Origin of the sequence: Pseudomonas alloputida, assembly GCF_021283545.2 — a bacterium.
Taxonomy (GTDB): Bacteria; Pseudomonadota; Gammaproteobacteria; order Pseudomonadales; family Pseudomonadaceae; genus Aquipseudomonas; species Aquipseudomonas alloputida.
In genome coordinates this window covers 3,436,667-3,454,643 of sequence record NZ_CP128540.1, presented here as the reverse complement: position 1 = coordinate 3,454,643, position 17,977 = coordinate 3,436,667, and the positions used below count along the sequence as shown (strand labels likewise).

The following is a 17,977-nucleotide window of genomic DNA, read 5'->3' as shown; positions in this document are numbered from 1 at the left end:
AAACAGCTGGGTATAGCCCCCGCCGTCTGCCCCCGGGCTTAGTTGCACAAAACACCTGATCCTTTATGTAAAAGGATCAGGTTTAACCTGACTTACAGGCCCAGTTCAGTCAGCCCTGGGTGATCATCCGGACGGCGACCCAGTGGCCAGTGGAACTTGCGCTCGCTTTCCTTGATGGGCATGTCGTTGATGCAGGCGAAACGGCGGTGCATCAAGCCATCGGCTTCAAACTCCCAGTTTTCGTTGCCATAGGAGCGAAACCAGTTGCCCGAATCGTCGTGCCACTCGTAGGCGTAACGGACCGCGATGCGGTTGTCGGTGAAGGCCCAGAGCTCTTTGATCAACCGATAGTCCAGTTCTTTCTTCCACTTGCGAGTTAGGAAGTCCCGAGCTTCTTCACGGTTGTTTGCAAACTCGGCACGGTTACGCCATTGGGTGTCCACCGTATAGGCCAGGGCAATCTTTTCGGGTTCGCGGGTATTCCAGCCATCCTCAGCGAGTCGGACCTTTTCAATCGCCGATTCGCGAGTGAAAGGAGGAAGTGGCGGACGAGTGTGTTCGTTGGACATGGTGGTGCCTCCAATCTTTTGGATGGTTCAGTTGGGTGGGTATTTCTTTAACTTCAAGCGCTTGCGCGCTGCACGTCCTTGAGCAAGACCTTTGCGATTTCCCGCGCACTGTCGAGCGCGGTGTGATCACCCATGACGTGGGCCACGGTTATGGTGCCCTCTATAATCAAAAGGAGTTGCTTGGCCAAGCCAGTCGGATCGTTAACACCTAATTCGCTGGTCAGTTCTAGCGTGTAGTCCAGCAGCTTTTGTTTATGCAGTTTTGCGATCTGTCGAACAGGATCGTCTGCGTTACCCACCTCTCCGGCGGTGTTGATAAAAGCACATCCGCGAAAACCGTCTGACTCGAACCAACTTTTGAGGGCATCAAAAATGCCAAGGATGCGTGCTTCTGGCGTTTGCGCTTTTTCGCATTCACTTCTGAACCACGTCATCCAGCGTATATCGCGTGCATTGAGTGCCGCCGCTGCTACGTCGTCTTTATTCGCAAAATAGCGATAAATACTTTTACGGGCGACACCCGAGGTCTTTACCAAGAGGTCCATGCCCGTGGCGTGAATCCCGTTTTCGTAAATAAGCTTCTCGGCAGTCGCCAGGATTTTTTCGCGTGTATCGGTCATTGGCTTATCCATGTAGTCAGAGTAGAACGATCGTTCTCCCTGGTCAAGCAGCGCTTGAAATTATTCGATTGCGTGCAAGCGGGGCGCCGGCGTGCTTTCGATCAGAGTGGCTGGCTTCGCGCTGATCAGTCGCGCTCCAGTTCGGCGAAGCGGCTGGACAACCAGGCGTGCAGGTGCCTTACCGCAGGCGACAGCTGCTTGCGGTGCGGGCATACCAGGCTCAGTGGCATGGCGGGCCCGGGGTGATCCTGCATGAGCACGACAAGTCTTCCCGCCAGCACATCGTCGCTCACATCCAGCCAGGACTTGTAGGTTATCCCTTCGCCGGCCACGGCCCAGCGCCGGGCGATATCGGCGTCGTCGCAGAGCAGGGCGCCACGCACTTGGACGGTCTGCGTTCCCAGTTGCCACTTGTCGTAGACCCGCCCCTGCTGCATGTACAGCAGGCACTGGTGTTCGAGCAGATCTCCAGGCGCTTGGACGGTGCCTTGCCGCGCCAGGTACTCGGGCGAGGCCACCAGCACCTTGCGGTTCCAAGGTGCCAGTGGCAGGGCTATATAGTTGGCGTCGGCGTTCAGGCCATAGCGGATGGCGATATCTACCGGATCGCGAAAAAGATCGGCGATCTGGTCGGAGAGAAACAAGCGCAGGTTCAACTGTGGATGCTCTCGGCGAAACGCCGTGAGCCAGGGCAGCAGCACGTTGCGCCCCAGATCGGAGGGCGCGGCCACCTGCAACGTTCCGCTGAGCTGGGCGCTTTCCTGACGCAGGTTGTCGCGCCCGTGCCTGAGGGCTTCCAGGGCGATCAGGGCCGAGGGCAGGTACTGCTCGCCTTCGGCTGTGAGGCGCAAGCTGCGCGTGGTGCGGGCAAACAATCGCACATCCAGTTCACGCTCCAGGCGCTTGACTGCCTCGGCTGCCTGGCCAGGTAGCAGGTCGGCCTCGTGGGCTGCCGCGGTAAAGCTGCCCAGCGCAGCGCTGCGAACGAAGATACCCAGGTCGTCGAGACGGATCATTATCACTCCTGCAATGAAAGTGTTGACGGGCAGGGCCCGTTTTTCCCGGACGCCTGGCACGCCAGACTCGATGCCAAATCAAACCACATTCAGCAGTGAGTGCCTATGAAAGCGATCAGTTTCATCCACAAAGGCTTGCCTATCGAAGACCCTGCGTCTCTCCAGGACATCTTCATGCCCAAGCCCAGCCCTGGGCCCAGGGACCTTCTGGTCGAGGTCAAAGCCGTGTCGGTCAACCCCGTAGACACCAAGGTACGCGCGGGAACTTTCACGGGAGAGCCGAAAATACTCGGCTGGGACGCGGCCGGTGTCGTCCGCGAAGTCGGGCGCCAGGTGACCCTGTTCAAGCCCGGAGACCAGGTGTACTACGCCGGCTCCATCGCCAGGCCCGGCAGCTACAGCGAATATCACCTGGTTGACGAACGCATCGTCGGGCATCAACCGCGTAGCCTGGGTGCAGCACAGGCAGCCGCGCTGCCGCTGACGGCCATCACCGCCTGGGAACTGCTGTTCGATCGCCTGGGGATCGCGGAGGGCGGCGGGGAGGGCGATGCCCTGCTGATCGTTGGCGCTGCCGGTGGCGTCGGTTCGATGCTGGTGCAGTTGGCCCGGCAACTGACCCGCTTGACGGTTATCGGCACGGCCTCCCGCGCCGAGACCAGCAACTGGGTACGCGAACTGGGCGCCCATCACGTCATCGATCACAGTGCGCCGCTGCAAGGGCAGCTGCAGGCCTTGGGGATCGAGTCGGTCAGCCATGTCGCCAGCCTTACCCATACTGATCAACACTTTGCGCAACTGGTTGAAGTGCTGCGACCACAAGGTCGCCTGGGCGTGATCGACGACCCGCAGACCCTGGACGTCATGCCGCTCAAGCGCAAGTCGCTGTCGCTGCACTGGGAGCTGATGTTCACCCGCTCGCTTTACGAAACCGACGACATGGTGCGCCAGCACGAGCTGCTCGAGCGCGTGGCCGGGCTGATCGATCAAGGCACCCTGCGTACCACCTTGGGCGAGCATTTCGGCGCCATCAATGCCGCCAACATGCGCCGTGCCCATGCGCTGGTCGAGAGTGGCAAGGCGCGCGGCAAGATCGTCCTGGAAGGCTTCTGAAACCTGTTTGACAGACAACGGCGGACCGGTTGATCCGGTCTGCCATGAGCATGCTTGAACGAACCGTGTTTCTCCGCGCCGCGCACATTCCCGGCGCTACGCCCGGTGAAACTCATGCACACATTGAAGCAGGCAATACCGCGCCTGCTCTTTGCCACTGATCAGGAGCTTTATGTGAACCGACAAGACTACCCCCTCGTTTCCCTCGCCATCCTCAAGGCCAAGCCAGGCCAGGCACCAAAGCTGAAAGCGGCCTTGCTGGCATTGATCGAACCGACTCGGGCGGAGCCCGGCAACCGCGACTACATGTTGTTCGAACGCAGCGACGAGCCTGGGACGTTCTACATGCGCGAGGCGTTCGACCACCAGCAGGCCCTGGACGCGCACCTGACCACCGCTCACTTCCAGCGGTTTGCCGAGCAGGCCGAACAGCTGTTGGCGGAGCCCTTGCAACTGATCTTCCTTGACCCGGTGTCATCTGTCGTTGCGCCCTGTCCCTGAGGCAGGCCAGGCAATGCGACCCGCCCTGGGGCACTGTTACCTCGACCGATGTGGATGGCTGTTCTCGAGCACGTTGGCGCCAGTTTGCGAGTGGGTCGCCATTTCACTTTCAAGGACGCCGCTGAACTTTGGTTGCCGGCTGCTTGATGCTGGGTTCCTCTGAGCGTACGGCGCGGTGTTCAAACAGACTTATCAGGGTGCCTGTAATTGCAATCAGCGCCAGCATAAATAATCCGATGTCCGAATTTTCCATGGTCTCGTCCTGCGGGTTGATGGGTACAGGTTGACACTATTTCTTGGCACGGCGGGTCATGCCATACGCCGTAAAGCCACGGCCATGGCCCCGCCAAGTACCGCCATGGCCAGCAGCAGCGTGGGGAACGTCAACCACCAGGGCATGCCGGCGGTCATCATGCTGAACTCCGACATGCCGCCGATGCTGGCGAGCAGGTTCAAGGGCAGGAACACCACATTGATCATGGTCAGGTTGCGCAGCGCGTGGTTCATGCCGTTGTTGGCCAGGTTGCCGCGGGCCTCGATCAGGTTGGTAAAGACCTGGGCATGGATCTTCGCCTGCTGGTAGCTTTGCTCGTTTTCGATGATCAGGTCATTCAGCATTTCCAGTTGCTTGGGCCCGAAGCCGTGTTTCTGGCCATGGCTGCGCAGCAGGGCTAGCACGGCGCCATTGCTTTGAATGGCGTTGACGTAATACACCAGGCTTTCGCTAAGGCTGTACATCTGCACCAGGTGCTGGTTGTCCATGGACCGATCGAACTGCAGCTGGATTTCGCGGGCCACCTGCTTTACCACCCGCAGGTGGCCCAGGTAGTGATGCACGCTTTCAGCCAGCATCGCCATCAGCACATCCAGTGGGGTACTCATGCCGGCCTGCCGGTCTACCCCGGCGAGTAGCGAGTTGGCGGCGCAGATCACCACCAGGCGCTTTTCGCTGAGTACAACGCCGAATGACGAGACATTGAATACCCGGCCATCGAAGCTTTCCGGGCGCTTCCAGATCAGGAACAGGTGATCTGGCTTGATCTCGATACGCGCCACTTCATCCGGGTCCAGGGAGGACTCCAGCGACTGGGCACTGACCCCCAGGCACTCGCACAACCGGGATTGCTCCGTTGCGTCCGGCGCGACACACAACCAGACGCTGGCTCGTTCCTCGGGGGCTTCAAGGAGGGCACCGTCTACGGCGAGGTAGTATTCGATCATCGTTTACCAGGCCTGGCCGAGGTGTTTACGTTCAAGCCGCTGCACGAAAGCCTGCAGCACTCGCTGGTAAAGCGCGTTACCCAGCACGGCGTCTTCGGTGCCGGCATCGAGGTTGGGGTTGTCGTTGACTTCGATCACCAGTACACGGTCGCCGGTCTGCTTCAGGTCCACACCGTACAGCCCTTGCCCGATGAGCCTGGCAGTGTCGACGGCCAGCTTTACGACTTCGGGTGGTGCCTGTTCCACCGGGACCGCGCGGCACAGGCCGTTGACTTCGCCGGCCTGGGCCTTGTGGTTGTAGATTTGCCAGTGGCCCTTGGACATGAAGTACTGGCAGGCGTAAAGCGCCTCACCGTTGAGTACGCCGATACGCCAGTCGTATTCGGTGTAGCAGTACTCCTGGGCCAGCAGCAGTACCGAGTGTTCGAACAGCTCCTGTGCCGCCGAGGCCAGTGCCTGGGCGTCGGCGACCTTGATCACGCCTTTCGAGAAGCAGCCGTCGGGAATCTTCAACACCAGCGGAAAACCGAGGCGCCGGCCCACGAGTTCGAGTTCCTGCGGGCGGTCCTTGTACAGGATCTCCGTGGCCGGTGCGCCGAGGTTGTGGCGTTTGAGCAGATCGGCGAGGTACACCTTGTTGGTGCAGCGCAGGATGGAGGAGGGGTCGTCGATCACCACCAGGCCTTCGCTTTCGGCCTTTTTGGCAAAGCGATAGGTATGGTCGTCCACCCGCGTGGTCTCCCGAATGAACAAGGCGTCAAATTCGGCCAGGCGTGCATAGTCCTTCTTTTCGATCAGCTCTACATCGATGCCCAGCTGTTTACCGTTTTCGATGAATTGCTCCAGCGCCTCAGGATTGGACGGTGGCAGCGCCTCGGCCGGGTCATGCAGAATCGCCAGGTCGAACCGCGCCAGGCGTTTGGAGGCGGGCTGACGCCACGTCCGGCGGTTGAAGGCATCCAGCGCGTTGGCAAACAAGTACTGCTGCTCATCCCGCAGTTTGTGCAGCGCGCCGGCCTTGATCCCATCGATCTGCCAGGTATCACGCCTGCGAAACTCCACCAGCAAGACAGGGCAGGGGAACGACTCGAACAGCTGTCGACCGATATCCTGAAGGGGTTCAATGGCGGTCCGCCCGAAATACAAGGTGAGGGTGAAAGCCTCGGTGCTGCCATAGGGGTGATCGGCCAGGGCTCGCTCCAGCGTGCGTTCCAGGTCATCCAGCCCCACGCCATAGAGCGCCTTGCGGGTGAGCTCGCTGATGGTTCGCACCGACGGGAACACCTTGTGGCCCCGTGCCTCGGCGAGCAGCGAGCAGTAGTAGCCTTGCCCCAGATACTTGTAGCTGCGGCACAGGTTGATTACCTGCGTACGCCTCGCAACGTCGTCGCTGTGTTCAATGTAATCCTGGGCCAGCATCAGGCTCTCGCTGGGAAAGTAGCTGGCCCAGTCTTCCTTGCGCTCCACCACGATCAGCAAGCGGTTACCGGCGCTCCGCTTACTGGGTGGCTCCTCGGAGAGGGTTATTGTGGAAACTTCGGTTTTGGCCAATACTTCGGCCACGTTGGCTTGCACCGCTGACATGAGTATTCGATCCCTGTTGAAGAAGACGCCCCTTCAATAAATCACGGGTTTCCCGACCTGTCCCGGTTCGTTACTCAAACATTACGGTGTTGCCATGGCTTTTGATTTTCGCTTTGCATCGGTGGCCGATATCGATGCGCTGGTTGCCCTGGAGCAGGACTGTTTCACCCTCGACCGCCTGAGCCCGCGTAATTTCAACTGGATGGTGCGACGCGCCAATGCCAGCCTTATTGTCGCTGAACAACAGGGGCATCTGGCGGGCTACGCGCTGCTGCTGTTCCATCGCGGCACGTCACTTGCCCGTCTGTATTCAATTGCCGTAAGCCCTGCCTGGCGCGGCCATGGGTTGGGCCAGCAGTTGCTGGAGCAGGCCCAGGCAAGTGCGCTTGAGCGTAATTGCGCCTGGCTGCGCCTGGAGGTGCGCGCGGACAACCCTGCGGCCATCAGCTTGTACGAAAGCAATGGCTATCAACGCTTCGCCGTGGTTGAGAACTACTACGAAGACCACAGCCAGGCGCTGCGTTTCGAGAAGCGTATCCTGCGCAGCGCTCCGCCCCCTGCACGGCAAGTGCCGTACTACGCGCAAACGACCGAGTTCACCTGCGGAGCGGCCTGCCTTTTGATGGCCATGGCTGCGGTCGAACGGGCGCGGGCCATGCACCGCAGCGAGGAAATTCAACTGTGGCGAGAAGCGACCACCATCTTCATGACGGCAGGGCACGGCGGTTGCAGCCCGCAGGGGCTTGCACTGGCGGCCTGGCGCCGCGGGTTCGAGGTGTGCATGGTGGTCAGCCAGCCTGGATCGCTGTTCCTCGATGGAGTACGCAGCACGCAGAAAAAAGACGTAATGCAATTGGTCGAGGACGGCTTTGCCGGGGCGTTGGCCGAAACCGACGTGCATCAGGTGCTGGCGCCCGGCCTTGATGTGCGGTCAGCGTTGCAAGACGGGTTCAGGCCGGTGGTGCTGATTAGCAGCTACCGTTTCACTCGTCTGAAAGCCCCGCACTGGATCTTGGTCACGGGTTGCGATGACGAATTCGTGTACCTGCATGATCCTGATGTGGATCACAGCCGCCAAAAACGCATCCTGGACTGCCAGCATCTGCCAGTAAGCCATGCCGAATTTCAGCGCATGAGCAGTTTCGGCAGGCAGCGGGTAAGGGCCGCTGTGCTGTTGCGCGGGCGATAGAACGGCTGTGCAGGTGGGTACGTATGGCATGGGCATGGAGTGAACATGAATAGTGCTCCGGATGGGCTCACATGCCGGAGCACTTTGCGCTTCAAGCGTGAAGCAATGCCTCGAGCTGGCCCTTGCGGTCAAGACGCGCCAAGTCATCGAAGCCGCCGACATGCACCTTGCCAACAAATATCTGTGGGACAGTTCGGCGCTGGGATCGCTGCATCATTTCCGCCAGGTGCAGGGGTGACGTTTCAACGTTGATTTCGTCAGGGGTGATGCCCTTGCTCGACAGCAGTCGCTTGGCGCTCAGGCAGTATGGGCAGTGCGGGGTGGTATAGATAGTCACAGGGCTCATGGCGGTTACCCTCCTAGTTTGCCGATGGCGGAAAGTCGATATCGGTAGCGGCGATGTTGTTCAGGTAGTTGGTCAGGGTTAACAGCGTGACCTGTGCCACCACCTCCACGATCTTGCTATCAGTAAGCCCTGCCTCACGCGCGGCAGCGATCTGCTCGTCACTCAACTGGCCGCGCCTTGCCGTGATCTGCTGCGCCAGTGCGGCAACCGCGCTGAGTGTGCCGGCTCGGGCTTGGCTTACGGCCTCATCGCTCAAACCCGCCTTGCCGCCGAAGAAGGTGTGTGCGGCCAGACAGTAGTCGCACCCGTTGATTTCCGAGGTGGCGAGGGCAACGACTTCACGCTCGGCGGCGCTCAGTGAGCTTTTACCCAACGCTTGGGCGAGGCCCAGGTAACCATTGAGCGCGACCGGAGCGTGCGCCAGGGTCCTGAATGCGTTGGGAATGAAGCCGAGACCTTTTTGAATGCCTTCGAGAGCTGCGCGCGAGCCAGTAGGCGCCTGGTCCAGCGAGAGAGCGGTAATACGAGTCATGGTCGTTCTCCAATAGGTTGAGTAACCGGCTTGTCTATCAAGCTTGGGGTCCATACTAGAGAGGCAGACTTTTCTTTCGGCTTCAGATCGTCGAAGTTATGCAACAGATCGTCAAAACCTGAGTGCGCTATGGACCGACTGTCGACACTACTTAAGCACTTCAACCTGCACGCTAGTGCGTTTCACCAGGGTGGGTTCTGTGGAACGACCCACCTTGGGCAACACAGTGTCGGGCACGCCCATCTGTTGCGCTCGGGGCGTCTGGCCTTCAAGGACAAGCGTGGGCAGCGTATCGAGTTGACCGAACCCACCCTGATTCTGGCGGTGCGCCCGCAGGAGCATCACTTGCTGGCCACCGACGCCGATGAAGCGGAGTTAGTCTGCGCCACCCTGCAATTCGATGGCGGCGCCAACAATCCGCTGACCCTGGCTTTGCCGGACTTCATCATCAAGCCCCTCGGCGAATTGCAAGGCCTTGATGGCACCCTTGACTGGCTGTTCGAAGAAGCCTTTGGAGATGAGTGTGGTCGTGATGTCATTCTCAATCGCTTGTTCGAGCTGATGATCATTCAGCTGCTTCGCCACCTCATCGCCAGCCGCAGCATCGCCTCGGGAATGATGGCAGGTCTGGCCAACGCTCAGCTGTCTCGCGCGCTTGTGGGGATCCACGATGAGCCGCAGCGCAATTGGTCCGTGGCGGAACTGGCGAATCTTTCGGGCATGTCGCGGGCAAGCTTCGCTTCGCACTTTCGCGAGATCGTGGGTATTACGCCTGCGGACTACCTGGCGAACTGGCGCATCAGTCTGACGCAAAAACGCCTTCGCGAAGGGCGCCCCATTGCCCTGATCGCCGATGAGGTCGGCTACGAAAGTCCTTCTGCGCTAGCCCGAACCTTTCGCCGCAAGGTGGGTGCGAGCCCGAAGCAATGGCTGCAGCAGGGAACGGTGTGACGCCTGGTCGACCGACTTGCACGCCAGGGAATGAGCAAGGTCCTGCGCCTCATCGGGGTGGCCTACACGTTCTCCCGAAGAAAATCGATGAACGCCATCGTCCTTGCCGAGCGGCGCCGCTCACGGCTGAACACGGCGCTGACCGGCAGCGCGGTCGTCTGGTATTCGTCGAGCAGGCTACACACGCCACCCTGCTCGAAGTCCGCAGCAAACAGCCACTGCGGAGACAGGGAGATGCCCAGGCCTCCGAGGACCATCTCACGAATGGCCTCGCTGTTGTTGCTGGTGACGTTGCCTTTGATTGCAACCTCAAGTGCTTCGCCACGATGGGTGAAGTGCCAGCGGTCGTAATGCTCAAGCAAGGTGAAGGCGATGCAGTTGTGGCCTGCCAGTTCGGCGGGCTCGCGTGGCTGGCCATGGCGATCGAGATAGGCCGGTGCAGCATAGACTCGCCGTGTGCTGGTGCCCAGGGGCACGGCCACCAGCCCCTCGCTCTTCACCAAACCAATGCGGATGGCCAGGTCGATGTTTTCCATGAGCAGGTCTTCGTTGTAATCGTTCAGGCGCAGGTCAATCTGCACATCGGGGTGGCGCTGTAGAAAAGCCCCGATCAGGGGCGCTATGCACAGCCTCCCATAGCTGACCGGTGCGGCTATTCGCAGGGGGCCGGCGATCTGCTCCTGGCCGCTGGCGAAGCTGCGCGTGGCATGCTCTAGCTGGCTGAGAATCTCCTGGCAGTGGCTGTAGAAGCGTTGCCCTTGATCGGTGAGGGCAAGGTGCCGGGTGCTGCGGGCGAACACGGCGCCACCCAGGTACTGCTCCAACGCACGGACCTGCTTGCTGACTGCCGGCTGCCCCATGTTCAGCTCCCGAGCCACTGCGGAAAACGAGCCGCGCTCCACGACGCGCACGAAGATGCGCATGCTGTCGAACAGGTCCATCGCTATTGGGCCTCTTTGGGGAATAAGTAATATCCAAATTTAGTTTCTTATCGGAATGAGGAAGACGGTGCAACCTGTAAGCGTCCACTCATTCAGAGGTTCCCGTCATGAATCAGACCATGCTTGCCGCTATCGCCGAATCCGCCCAGACCCCGCTGGTCGTGCGCCACATCGCCCGCCCTGTGCCCGGTAAGGGGCAGGTTTTGGTGCGGATTCACGCCGCCGGGGTCAACCCGCTCGACACCAAGATTGCAATCGGTGCGGGTGCTCACGCCCGCCAGGAGTTGCCGGCCGTGCTCGGCCTGGATCTCGCCGGTACGGTCGTCGAACTGGGCGAGGCAGTTGATGGCTTCACGCCTGGCCAGGAGGTCTTCGGCATGGCCGGCGGAATCGGCGGCGCCCAAGGCACCCTGGCCGAATACATCGCCGTGGATGCCAGGCTGATTGCATCAAAGCCGCATGCACTCGGCATGCGTGAGGCTGCCGCGCTGCCGTTGGTATTCATCACCGCCTGGGAAGGTTTGGTAGATCACGCAAATGTTCGTAGTGGTCAGCGTGTGCTGATTCATGGCGGCGCAGGTGGCGTCGGCCAAGTTGCGGTGCAATTGGCCAAGGCTCGAGGTGCCGAAGTCTACGCCACCGGCTCCGCGGGCAGTCTAGACTTCATTCGCTCGCTGGGGGCCACGGCAATTGACTATCAGGCGCAGGGTGTAGAGGCCTATGTCGAACAATATACGGCCGGGGAAGGTTTCGACATCGTTTATGACACCGTCGGCGGCAGCACGTTGGACGCGTCATTCAAGGCAGTAAAGCCTTATACCGGGCACGTACTCAGCTGCCTCGGTTGGGGCCAGCACAGTCTCGCGCCTTTATCCTTCAAAAGTGCCACCTACTCGGGCGTATTTACCCTGGCACCGCTGCTAACCGGCAAGGGACGCGAACACCATGGAAGTATCCTGCGCGAGGCTGCCGTTCTGGCCAATGCCGGGCAACTGGCGATCCGGGTGGACCCGCAACAGTTTGCATTGGATGAGGTCAACGACGCATTCCGACAGGTCGCCGAAGGTCGCGGCAGGGGCAAGACGGTTATCCAGTTGATAAGTGAATAGTCTCCTGAGCTCTATCTATCAGTAATTACCCGCCGGAAACGCCCGCTTCAAGCCTTGATGGCAAGTGATCATGAAAGTCGTTCCTTGACGTGAGGGGCTTTGTTCCAGGCGGTGCCGGCGGCCGGTCAAGCTGGCTGCAGTCGAAGTGGTGACTTCGTCGCTACTGTCGGGAGGAAAGGGTGAGGCAGAAAAATCGATCATTCACGCGGGGTTATACCGGCATGAAGCAGCGCTGCGATAATGAAAGGAGCCTTTTTCTCTAGATACTCAGCCATCCCACCCGTATTGCTCGACTCCAACTGAAGCTTCAGCGTTTCATACTGTTGGCGGATCGAGGCATCGCGCCTGAGCAAATCTCTGAACCCCAGCATCTGAGTGATCGTCAGGTGGTCGCGGGTACAAACATGGAGCTTGTGCGTACGAATCCCATCCACATTGCGCCGGTAGAAATGATGGCCCTCTGACAGATCACTTCCCCGTACATACCCCAAAGCCATCAACACCTCGTCCCGCGTCGAGGTATTGCGATGCGCGTGAACCTCAATGAGCACATCCAGTTCGGGCTTCGCCGCCAGCCCTGGGACAGACGTGCTTCCAACGTGGTGGATAGCAATCAGTTCAGCGTCGAATGCCGAGGCTATGAGTGGCTTGTCTGTCAGGAAGCGGGCGGGCCATGTGGGATCGTAGGGGGTAATCTTGCTGGTCAGTGCCATGTCCGTTCCTTGGCGATAACTACTTGAGGCGCCGGATTGTCCATCAAGGCGTGTGCATTTGCCACCGACTTACAGGGCAATCACTGTCGCCGAGATGTGTCTTCGGAATCCGGGCGATTCACGCTTCAACACTCGCATATCGATAGACCGTCGCACTCCAATACTGGCTGCCGTTACGCGTTTGGCGTTTCCATCCGTCTGCCATCAGTTGTTTGGAGATCATCCGGTTCATGAAGCCATGACCGAACAATGGCTGTGACTCGTTTTGGCTGGCCGTGGCGCATCAGGATTATTTCCCCGCTCACAGTCGGCTGCCTTTTTCAAACCAGCCGTGATCACGGTACCACGCCACGGTGTCGGCGATTGTCAGCTCGAGTGCCCGGAAACTCAGCCCAAGCTCCTGTTCACTCTTGCGGTGGTCGAAACGGGTGCGGTCCTGCTCTCGAACCAGTAGACGCAACGTGGCCATGCTCAGCAGAATGGGTCTGCCGGTCAGGCGCGCGTAGATCTCCTGCACAGCCGCCAAGGTGTATAGAAAGGGCAGCGGTATTTGTCGGGCTGGTGTCTTGACGCCCGCCATACGTCCTAAAACAGGCATCAGTTCGCGCATTGTCATATGTCGACCCGCCGCGAGATAGCGCTCACCTCGGCGCCCATGTCTGGCTGCGGCAATGTGTGCCAATGCCACATCGCGGGCATCGACAATGGAAAAACTGCCAGGGATCAACCCGGGCAACTTGCCCTGTACCACATCGTTGACCAATTGCCCCGACGAGGTTGGGCCAACGTCGCCAGGCCCCCACATCCAGCCAGGCAGGACCATACAGGCATGCATCTGGGGGTGGCTCTCCAGGAACGACAATACGACACGGTCAGCGAGGATCTTGCTGCGGTAGTAGTCATCGGCGTCGGCGTCGGCCCTCAGGCAGTTCTCCTCGATGGACGTGCCAGGTGCGCCGTTGAGCACAGCAATGGAAGACGTATGGATGAACCGTCGTATGCCGGCCCCGTAGGCCTGCTCAAGCAGGCGCCGCGTACCCGACACGTTTATCTGTTCGAGTTCTTTCCAGTGGCTGCCGCCCTTGTAGTTATCGCGAAAGAACGACGCTGTGTGAAACACCGTATCGCAACCTTGCAGCGATGCTGCGAATGCGTCGACCTCGGCCATGTCCCCAACGACCAACTCCACACCCGGCAGGTTGTTGAACTGCTGTTCACCTTTGGCTTTTGAGCGGACCAGGCCTTTGACCGTGTAGCCGCGAGCGACCAATTCACGCACCAGGTTGTTGCCCAGCAAACCGGTTGCTCCGGTCACGCCGCCTGACCCAACTTGGTCGAGCTGTTCCCGCATCTCCAGCTTCCAGATATGGAGATCTATTTGGTGACCCGGCCTCAGGCCTTGAAGCAACCTCACATCAAATGCTTTTTTGACACCTTGGAACGGGTTCTGCTCGAAGCCCTGTCCTCGGCACATGTTGACGGTTGATCCAGCATCACCCTGATCACTGAACAGCACCTCACCGGCCGCCGACCAAGGCTGCAGAGGGCGTGTCAACTTTCCTCAGGTGTGACAATGCGCAGGGGGCGCGTGCCGATCTTCGCCCCCGTAATCTCGTCCACGGCGACAGCTTTGATTTCTGTGCCTGTTTGCGCATCGAAGAAGCGCGTCAGCTTACCACCGCCTCGGTATTGCCGGCCCCATGCACCAATCATGAACAGCACAGGCAGAAAATCGCGACCCGCAGCGGTCAGCAGGTACTCCTCCCTAGGCGGGTGCTCGGAGTAGCGCCGCTTCTCCAGTAATCCTTCCTCCGTCAGTGTCGCCAGCCGGCGGGTCAGCATTGTCGGTGCAATTCCCAGGCTTTTCCTGAATTGGTCAAAGCGAGAAAGGCCGGCATGGGCATCACGCAGGATCAATATGCTCCAGGCATCACCGGCAACTGCCAGGCTGCGGGCGATCGGGCACGGGTTATCGCAACTATTTTTCACGTCCATACTATTTTGATAGTGACCTGCCTGCGAAAGGGTAGTATTGTCTGTATCAAATCGATAGTAACACCTCGATGACGAGCCATCCACCCGCAAAAACCAATGATGAATAGCCGAATCATGCAAGCACTGACCTTCAAGCGCTACGGCAAGTCACCCGACATCGGGTTGGCCGACGTTCCCCGCCCCACGCCAAAGGCTGACGAATTACTGGTGCAAGTCCACGCTGCCGGCCTGAACCCGATCGACAACATGATTCCAACGGGGATGTTCAAGCCTGTATTGCATTTCCAGCTGCCAGCCACCCTGGGCAGCGATCTGGCCGGCATCGTGACCGAGGTAGGTAGCAATGTGACCCGCTTCAAGCCAGGCGATGCTGTCTTCGCCAGCCTCTTCGATCTTGGCACAGGGGCGATTGCGGAGTTCGCGGTTGTGCCGGAAAGCGCCGCCGCGCTGAAACCGGCCAATCTGAGCTTCGAGCAGGCGGCGTCGATCCCGATGGTCGGCCTCACCTCATGGCAAGCGCTGAAAGAGCGCCTCAAGCTTCAGGCCGGGCAGAAGGTGTTCATTCCTGCCGGGTCGGGGGGCATCGGTACATTCGCAATCCAGTTGGCCAAACACCTCGGTGCAAAGGTGGGCACCACTACCAGTACAGGCAACGTTGACCTGGTGCGCGCTCTGGGGGCGGACGAGGTTGTGGACTACAAGACGCAGGATTTCGAGACCGTGCTGCGCGACTACGACGCGGTGCTCGGAACCGTAAGGGGGGATGCGATTGAAAAATCCTTGTCCATCCTCAGACCCGGAAGCCAGATTGTCTCGCTCGTTGGCCCACTGGATGCTGCGTTCGCCCGGGCCAAACGCCTGAACCTCCTCCTGACCTTCGTGTTCGGCCTGATGAGCCGCAAGATCATGCGCCTGGCAAAGAGGCGGAATGTCCAATACTCGTTTCTTTTCGTGCAGCCCGACGGTGCCCAACTCGCCGAAATCGGCAAGCTTCTGGACGCCCAGCAAATTCAGCCGGTGATCGACCGGGTATTTCCGTTCGAGGACGCAAAGGGTGCGCTTGAGTACCTTGCTCAAGGGCGCTCCAAGGGCAAGGTCGTAATCAAGATGTGACTGCCGCCGTATTTCTCACACAACCATCGACATAAAGGTAACTTCCATGACCACACGTCCGACCGTACTCATTACTGGCGCCTCCAGCGGCATTGGCGCCACCTACGCCGAGCGTTTCGCCCGTCGTGGCCACGATCTCATCCTTGTGGCGCGCGACACATCGCGCATGGAGGCGCTTGCATTACGTCTGCGCGAGGAAAGCCATGTGGCCGTTGAGGTGCTGCCAGCCGACCTGACAAGCTCGGCAGACCTGTCCGTGCTTGAAAGTCGGCTGCGCGACGACGCCAATATCGGCGTGTTGATCAACAACGCGGGTATGGCCCAATCGGGTGGTTTCCTGGACCAGTCCGCTGAAGCTATTGAGCGCCTTGTCACGCTCAACACTACCGCGCTGACGCGGCTCGCTGCTGCAATCGCGCCGCGCCTCGCGCAGTCGGGCACTGGTGCGATCGTCAACGTGGGTTCAGTGGTGGGTTTTGCGCCCGAGTTCGGCATGTCCATCTACGGCGCTACCAAAGCCTTCGTGCTGTTTCTGTCACAGGGGCTGAGTCAGGAGCTGTCACCCAAGGGCGTGTACGTGCAAGCGGTGCTGCCGGCAGCGACCCGCACCGAGATCTGGGCGCGTGCCGGCATTGACGTCAACACACTCCCGGAGGTGATGGAGGTCGGTGAGCTGGTCGATGCTGCACTTGTCGGTTTCGACCGTCGCGAGTTGGTAACCATCCCGCCACTTCATGTTGCCGAGCGCTGGGATGCACTGGAAGGTGCACGTCAAGGGCTGATGTCTGACATTCGACAAACCCACGCGGCTGAACGATATCAGCGCCCACTGAGCGCGTGATTGTGTACGAATGATCGAATCCGCGGCCTCCGCTTCCCTATGAAACCAAGGCGACCAAGTCACACGTTGTGCTTGGCCGCCCGATGACTTCAGGTTTAAAGTCAACTTTAAGGTCAATAGGTTTTTCAGGGTGAGGTATGAGAATAGGTGAACTGGCAAAAATCAGTGGACTGGCACCGTCACGCATTCGATTCTATGAGGCCAGTGGCCTGATCAGCTCCGTCGAGCGCAAGGCCAATGGATACCGGGACTATGCGCCTGATACCGAATGGGTGCTGCAACTTATAACCAGCGCACAGGCGGCAGGTTTTTCTTTGGAGGAGATCCGGCAATTGATGCCGATGGACGCCAGTGGCTGGCGGCACGACGAGTTGCTCACTGGGCTCAAGCAAAAGGTTGAGGAAATCAGTGCGCTGGAGGAACGGCTAGCACAAAACAAAGCGCAACTTCTGCGCGTCATCGAAGGCATTGAGGGTAAGCCCGAAGGCATGGCGTGCGCGGACAATGCGCAAATGCTGATAAATCGTTTGCGTGAAGAAGGGGTTGGCCAAGCGTCCGGCAAGCGTGCGGTAACGTCTTCAACGAGAAAAAACGCCCGCCAGGCTTCCGGGGCCTGACAGGCGCAAAAGGTCTCAGCGCTCGCCAATCAGGCCGGCGAGTGGTTTGGGTGCATAGAGCGCACTCTGAAACGCTGGCACGTATTCGTACTTCATCATTTTCCCCAACTTCAGGGTGCGGAGGTAATTCGACAGAGCGCCGTCGCCTAGTGTGAGGGTGGCTGAATCTGCGTCGCGGCTCGAGCCATGACGCAGTTGGCGGGAAACCGCATAACCGTATGCCAACTGGCCCTGATGATCGAGATTGGTAAAGCTGCTGGTGACGATATCGACTTCGCGAGAGAGCTTGTCGAGCTTCTTCGCTTTGAAGGACACGTCGACTTTTCCGGTCTGGCTGTCGATGATGTCATAGACCACAGACTGGGCATCTTCTTTGCGGTCGATACCGGTCAGCCATTTAGGCAGGTTGTAACCGACGACACCACGCACCCGTGCAAGCTCGGTATTGACCGGCAGCTTGAGTACATAGCCCCAAAAGTCGCCGGACATCGACTGGCCAATCAGTGTGAACGGACCCAGATTGGTTTTGCCTGGCGTGTTGGTAATGATCGACACGGCCACTTCGTTATAGGCGTCGTTATCACAATGCTCATAGGTGTATGCAGTAAACGCAACCAAGCCCCGGCCTGGCCAGACTTGCAGGGGGGATGCGGTTGCTAGTACTTCCGGCGGCATCAATGCCCGAAGTGCGTCCAAGTCGGCCGTGTAGACAGCCGTTACCCGACTGTTCTGGTAGTAGAAGTTCGGGGAGTATGACTCGAAGCCAATGTCGACCTTGTGCTTTTCCAGTCCTTTGAACCAGCTCAAATCAACACCCGGCAGCTCTGCTGCAATCACCGACAAGGGCGGGTTCGAGCGATAACGGTCGTACAGGCCGCCTTTGACGACCGGCACCGGGTGGCCTGCGATTTCGATTGTGTTGGTTTCAGTCGACGTGAGCATTTCAGGCGTCCCCGCCAACCCTTGGTTGGCAATTGAGCTGAACAGCAATCCTGTTAATGCGGTG

The 17,977-nt window shown here is 59.4% G+C and carries 21 protein-coding genes and 2 pseudogenes; 9 read left to right on the top strand and 14 right to left on the bottom strand.

Going from position 1 to position 17,977, the window contains the following annotated elements:
* Positions 1-92: 92 nt before the first annotated feature.
* The 3 genes from LU682_RS15880 to LU682_RS15870 all read right to left on the bottom strand — a co-directional run bounded on the left by LU682_RS15880 (position 93) and on the right by LU682_RS15870 (position 2,205).
* Complete coding sequence (locus tag LU682_RS15880; RefSeq protein WP_010953850.1) at positions 93-569, bottom strand: nuclear transport factor 2 family protein; 477 nt, start codon at positions 567-569, stop codon at positions 93-95.
* 53 nt (positions 570-622) lie between these two features.
* A complete protein-coding gene (locus tag LU682_RS15875; protein ID WP_049586147.1) occupies positions 623-1,201 on the bottom strand; it encodes a TetR/AcrR family transcriptional regulator in 579 nt (192 codons plus the stop codon).
* 113 nt (positions 1,202-1,314) lie between these two features.
* A complete protein-coding gene (locus LU682_RS15870) occupies positions 1,315-2,205 on the bottom strand; it encodes a LysR family transcriptional regulator (RefSeq protein ID WP_010953852.1) in 891 nt (296 codons plus the stop codon).
* A 105-nt stretch (positions 2,206-2,310) separates the two neighbouring features.
* Between LU682_RS15870 and LU682_RS15865 the strand changes: the two genes are divergently transcribed.
* Both LU682_RS15865 and LU682_RS15860 read left to right on the top strand, forming a co-directional pair.
* Positions 2,311-3,318, top strand: a complete 1,008-nt coding sequence (locus LU682_RS15865) for a zinc-binding alcohol dehydrogenase family protein (protein ID WP_060488955.1) — start codon at positions 2,311-2,313, stop codon at positions 3,316-3,318.
* Between the two features lie 114 nt (positions 3,319-3,432).
* Positions 3,433-3,819, top strand: a complete 387-nt coding sequence (locus tag LU682_RS15860) for a putative quinol monooxygenase (protein WP_010953854.1) — start codon at positions 3,433-3,435, stop codon at positions 3,817-3,819.
* A 109-nt stretch (positions 3,820-3,928) separates the two neighbouring features.
* Here the strand turns inward: LU682_RS15860 and LU682_RS15855 are convergent, their stop codons facing one another.
* From LU682_RS15855 to LU682_RS15845, 3 genes are read right to left on the bottom strand one after another with little or no spacing between them, the layout of a single operon-like run.
* Positions 3,929-4,072, bottom strand: a complete 144-nt coding sequence (locus tag LU682_RS15855) for a hypothetical protein (RefSeq protein WP_061405635.1) — start codon at positions 4,070-4,072, stop codon at positions 3,929-3,931.
* Between the two features lie 56 nt (positions 4,073-4,128).
* The gene (locus LU682_RS15850) at positions 4,129-5,040 is read right to left on the bottom strand and encodes a magnesium transporter CorA family protein (protein WP_010953855.1); all 912 of its coding nucleotides are present in this window, start codon (positions 5,038-5,040) and stop codon (positions 4,129-4,131) included.
* Positions 5,041-5,043: 3 nt separating this feature from the next.
* Positions 5,044-6,624, bottom strand: coding sequence for a RimK family alpha-L-glutamate ligase (locus LU682_RS15845; protein ID WP_010953856.1), 1,581 nt, complete (start codon positions 6,622-6,624; stop codon positions 5,044-5,046).
* Positions 6,625-6,718: 94 nt separating this feature from the next.
* On the opposite strand from LU682_RS15845, the gene LU682_RS15840 reads away from it, so the two are divergent.
* Entirely contained in the window at positions 6,719-7,813 is a 1,095-nt protein-coding gene (locus tag LU682_RS15840; protein ID WP_010953857.1) for a GNAT family N-acetyltransferase/peptidase C39 family protein, read from the top strand.
* A gap of 91 nt (positions 7,814-7,904) precedes the next feature.
* Here the strand turns inward: LU682_RS15840 and grxC are convergent, their stop codons facing one another.
* On the bottom strand, positions 7,905-8,159 hold the full coding sequence (gene grxC / locus LU682_RS15835) for a glutaredoxin 3 (protein ID WP_010953858.1): 255 nt from the start codon (positions 8,157-8,159) through the stop codon (positions 7,905-7,907).
* A 13-nt stretch (positions 8,160-8,172) separates the two neighbouring features.
* The gene (locus tag LU682_RS15830) at positions 8,173-8,691 is read right to left on the bottom strand and encodes a carboxymuconolactone decarboxylase family protein (protein ID WP_010953859.1); all 519 of its coding nucleotides are present in this window, start codon (positions 8,689-8,691) and stop codon (positions 8,173-8,175) included.
* 129 nt (positions 8,692-8,820) lie between these two features.
* Here LU682_RS15830 and LU682_RS15825 point away from each other — a divergent pair, with 129 nt between their 5' ends.
* On the top strand, positions 8,821-9,642 hold the full coding sequence (locus LU682_RS15825; RefSeq protein ID WP_003248200.1) for an AraC family transcriptional regulator: 822 nt from the start codon (positions 8,821-8,823) through the stop codon (positions 9,640-9,642).
* A gap of 62 nt (positions 9,643-9,704) precedes the next feature.
* Here the strand turns inward: LU682_RS15825 and LU682_RS15820 are convergent, their stop codons facing one another.
* The gene (locus LU682_RS15820) at positions 9,705-10,583 is read right to left on the bottom strand and encodes a LysR family transcriptional regulator (protein ID WP_010953861.1); all 879 of its coding nucleotides are present in this window, start codon (positions 10,581-10,583) and stop codon (positions 9,705-9,707) included.
* Positions 10,584-10,690: 107 nt separating this feature from the next.
* Between LU682_RS15820 and LU682_RS15815 the strand changes: the two genes are divergently transcribed.
* Positions 10,691-11,692 carry a zinc-dependent alcohol dehydrogenase family protein gene (locus LU682_RS15815; RefSeq protein WP_010953862.1) on the top strand — a complete coding sequence of 334 codons (1,002 nt, stop codon included), beginning with the start codon at positions 10,691-10,693 and terminating at the stop codon, positions 11,690-11,692.
* 197 nt (positions 11,693-11,889) lie between these two features.
* Here LU682_RS15815 and LU682_RS15810 read toward each other — a convergent pair whose 3' ends face one another.
* The 3 genes and pseudogenes from LU682_RS15810 to LU682_RS15800 form a co-directional block, all read right to left on the bottom strand.
* Entirely contained in the window at positions 11,890-12,405 is a 516-nt protein-coding gene (locus LU682_RS15810) for a GrpB family protein (RefSeq protein WP_060488957.1), read from the bottom strand.
* Between the two features lie 118 nt (positions 12,406-12,523).
* A pseudogene (locus LU682_RS15805) lies at positions 12,524-12,655 on the bottom strand (histidine phosphatase family protein); the annotation flags it as partial.
* A gap of 51 nt (positions 12,656-12,706) precedes the next feature.
* Complete coding sequence (locus LU682_RS15800) at positions 12,707-13,756, bottom strand: SDR family oxidoreductase (protein WP_010953886.1); 1,050 nt, start codon at positions 13,754-13,756, stop codon at positions 12,707-12,709.
* Between LU682_RS15800 and LU682_RS15795 the strand changes: the two are divergent.
* A pseudogene (locus LU682_RS15795) lies at positions 13,733-13,891 on the top strand (LysR family transcriptional regulator); the annotation flags it as partial. The gene LU682_RS15800 and the pseudogene LU682_RS15795 overlap by 24 nt on opposite strands.
* A 65-nt stretch (positions 13,892-13,956) precedes the next feature.
* Here the strand turns inward: LU682_RS15795 and LU682_RS15790 are convergent.
* Positions 13,957-14,400 (bottom strand): winged helix-turn-helix transcriptional regulator, encoded by a 444-nt coding sequence (locus tag LU682_RS15790; protein WP_020190213.1) that lies wholly within the window; start codon positions 14,398-14,400, stop codon positions 13,957-13,959.
* A 114-nt stretch (positions 14,401-14,514) separates the two neighbouring features.
* Here LU682_RS15790 and LU682_RS15785 point away from each other — a divergent pair, with 114 nt between their 5' ends.
* From LU682_RS15785 to LU682_RS15775, 3 genes are all read left to right on the top strand, one after another.
* On the top strand, positions 14,515-15,513 hold the full coding sequence (locus LU682_RS15785) for an NADP-dependent oxidoreductase (RefSeq protein ID WP_049586140.1): 999 nt from the start codon (positions 14,515-14,517) through the stop codon (positions 15,511-15,513).
* 46 nt (positions 15,514-15,559) lie between these two features.
* Positions 15,560-16,354, top strand: coding sequence for an SDR family NAD(P)-dependent oxidoreductase (locus tag LU682_RS15780; RefSeq protein ID WP_010953889.1), 795 nt, complete (start codon positions 15,560-15,562; stop codon positions 16,352-16,354).
* A gap of 137 nt (positions 16,355-16,491) precedes the next feature.
* Positions 16,492-16,971 (top strand): MerR family transcriptional regulator, encoded by a 480-nt coding sequence (locus LU682_RS15775; RefSeq protein WP_010953890.1) that lies wholly within the window; start codon positions 16,492-16,494, stop codon positions 16,969-16,971.
* Positions 16,972-16,986: 15 nt separating this feature from the next.
* Here LU682_RS15775 and LU682_RS15770 read toward each other — a convergent pair whose 3' ends face one another.
* Positions 16,987-17,913, bottom strand: coding sequence for a hypothetical protein (locus LU682_RS15770; protein WP_051122560.1), 927 nt, complete (start codon positions 17,911-17,913; stop codon positions 16,987-16,989).
* Between the last annotated feature and the right edge of the window lie 64 nt (positions 17,914-17,977).

Excerpts from the sequence above, each read along its gene's own strand:
- LU682_RS15880 (WP_010953850.1), bottom strand. The coding sequence starts at position 569 with ATGTCCAACGAACACACTCGTCCGCCACTTCCTCCTTTCACTCGCGAA.
- LU682_RS15875 (WP_049586147.1), bottom strand. The coding sequence starts at position 1,201 with ATGGATAAGCCAATGACCGATACACGCGAAAAAATCCTGGCGACTGCC.
- LU682_RS15870 (WP_010953852.1), bottom strand. The coding sequence starts at position 2,205 with ATGATCCGTCTCGACGACCTGGGTATCTTCGTTCGCAGCGCTGCGCTG.
- LU682_RS15865 (WP_060488955.1), top strand. The coding sequence starts at position 2,311 with ATGAAAGCGATCAGTTTCATCCACAAAGGCTTGCCTATCGAAGACCCT.
- LU682_RS15860 (WP_010953854.1), top strand. The coding sequence starts at position 3,433 with ATGCACACATTGAAGCAGGCAATACCGCGCCTGCTCTTTGCCACTGAT.
- LU682_RS15855 (WP_061405635.1), bottom strand. The coding sequence starts at position 4,072 with ATGGAAAATTCGGACATCGGATTATTTATGCTGGCGCTGATTGCAATT.
- LU682_RS15850 (WP_010953855.1), bottom strand. The coding sequence starts at position 5,040 with ATGATCGAATACTACCTCGCCGTAGACGGTGCCCTCCTTGAAGCCCCC.
- LU682_RS15845 (WP_010953856.1), bottom strand. The coding sequence starts at position 6,624 with ATGTCAGCGGTGCAAGCCAACGTGGCCGAAGTATTGGCCAAAACCGAA.
- LU682_RS15840 (WP_010953857.1), top strand. The coding sequence starts at position 6,719 with ATGGCTTTTGATTTTCGCTTTGCATCGGTGGCCGATATCGATGCGCTG.
- grxC (WP_010953858.1), bottom strand. The coding sequence starts at position 8,159 with ATGAGCCCTGTGACTATCTATACCACCCCGCACTGCCCATACTGCCTG.
- LU682_RS15830 (WP_010953859.1), bottom strand. The coding sequence starts at position 8,691 with ATGACTCGTATTACCGCTCTCTCGCTGGACCAGGCGCCTACTGGCTCG.
- LU682_RS15825 (WP_003248200.1), top strand. The coding sequence starts at position 8,821 with ATGGACCGACTGTCGACACTACTTAAGCACTTCAACCTGCACGCTAGT.
- LU682_RS15820 (WP_010953861.1), bottom strand. The coding sequence starts at position 10,583 with ATGGACCTGTTCGACAGCATGCGCATCTTCGTGCGCGTCGTGGAGCGC.
- LU682_RS15815 (WP_010953862.1), top strand. The coding sequence starts at position 10,691 with ATGAATCAGACCATGCTTGCCGCTATCGCCGAATCCGCCCAGACCCCG.
- LU682_RS15810 (WP_060488957.1), bottom strand. The coding sequence starts at position 12,405 with ATGGCACTGACCAGCAAGATTACCCCCTACGATCCCACATGGCCCGCC.
- LU682_RS15800 (WP_010953886.1), bottom strand. The coding sequence starts at position 13,756 with ATGCGGGAACAGCTCGACCAAGTTGGGTCAGGCGGCGTGACCGGAGCA.
- LU682_RS15790 (WP_020190213.1), bottom strand. The coding sequence starts at position 14,400 with ATGGACGTGAAAAATAGTTGCGATAACCCGTGCCCGATCGCCCGCAGC.
- LU682_RS15785 (WP_049586140.1), top strand. The coding sequence starts at position 14,515 with ATGCAAGCACTGACCTTCAAGCGCTACGGCAAGTCACCCGACATCGGG.
- LU682_RS15780 (WP_010953889.1), top strand. The coding sequence starts at position 15,560 with ATGACCACACGTCCGACCGTACTCATTACTGGCGCCTCCAGCGGCATT.
- LU682_RS15775 (WP_010953890.1), top strand. The coding sequence starts at position 16,492 with ATGAGAATAGGTGAACTGGCAAAAATCAGTGGACTGGCACCGTCACGC.
- LU682_RS15770 (WP_051122560.1), bottom strand. The coding sequence starts at position 17,913 with ATGCTCACGTCGACTGAAACCAACACAATCGAAATCGCAGGCCACCCG.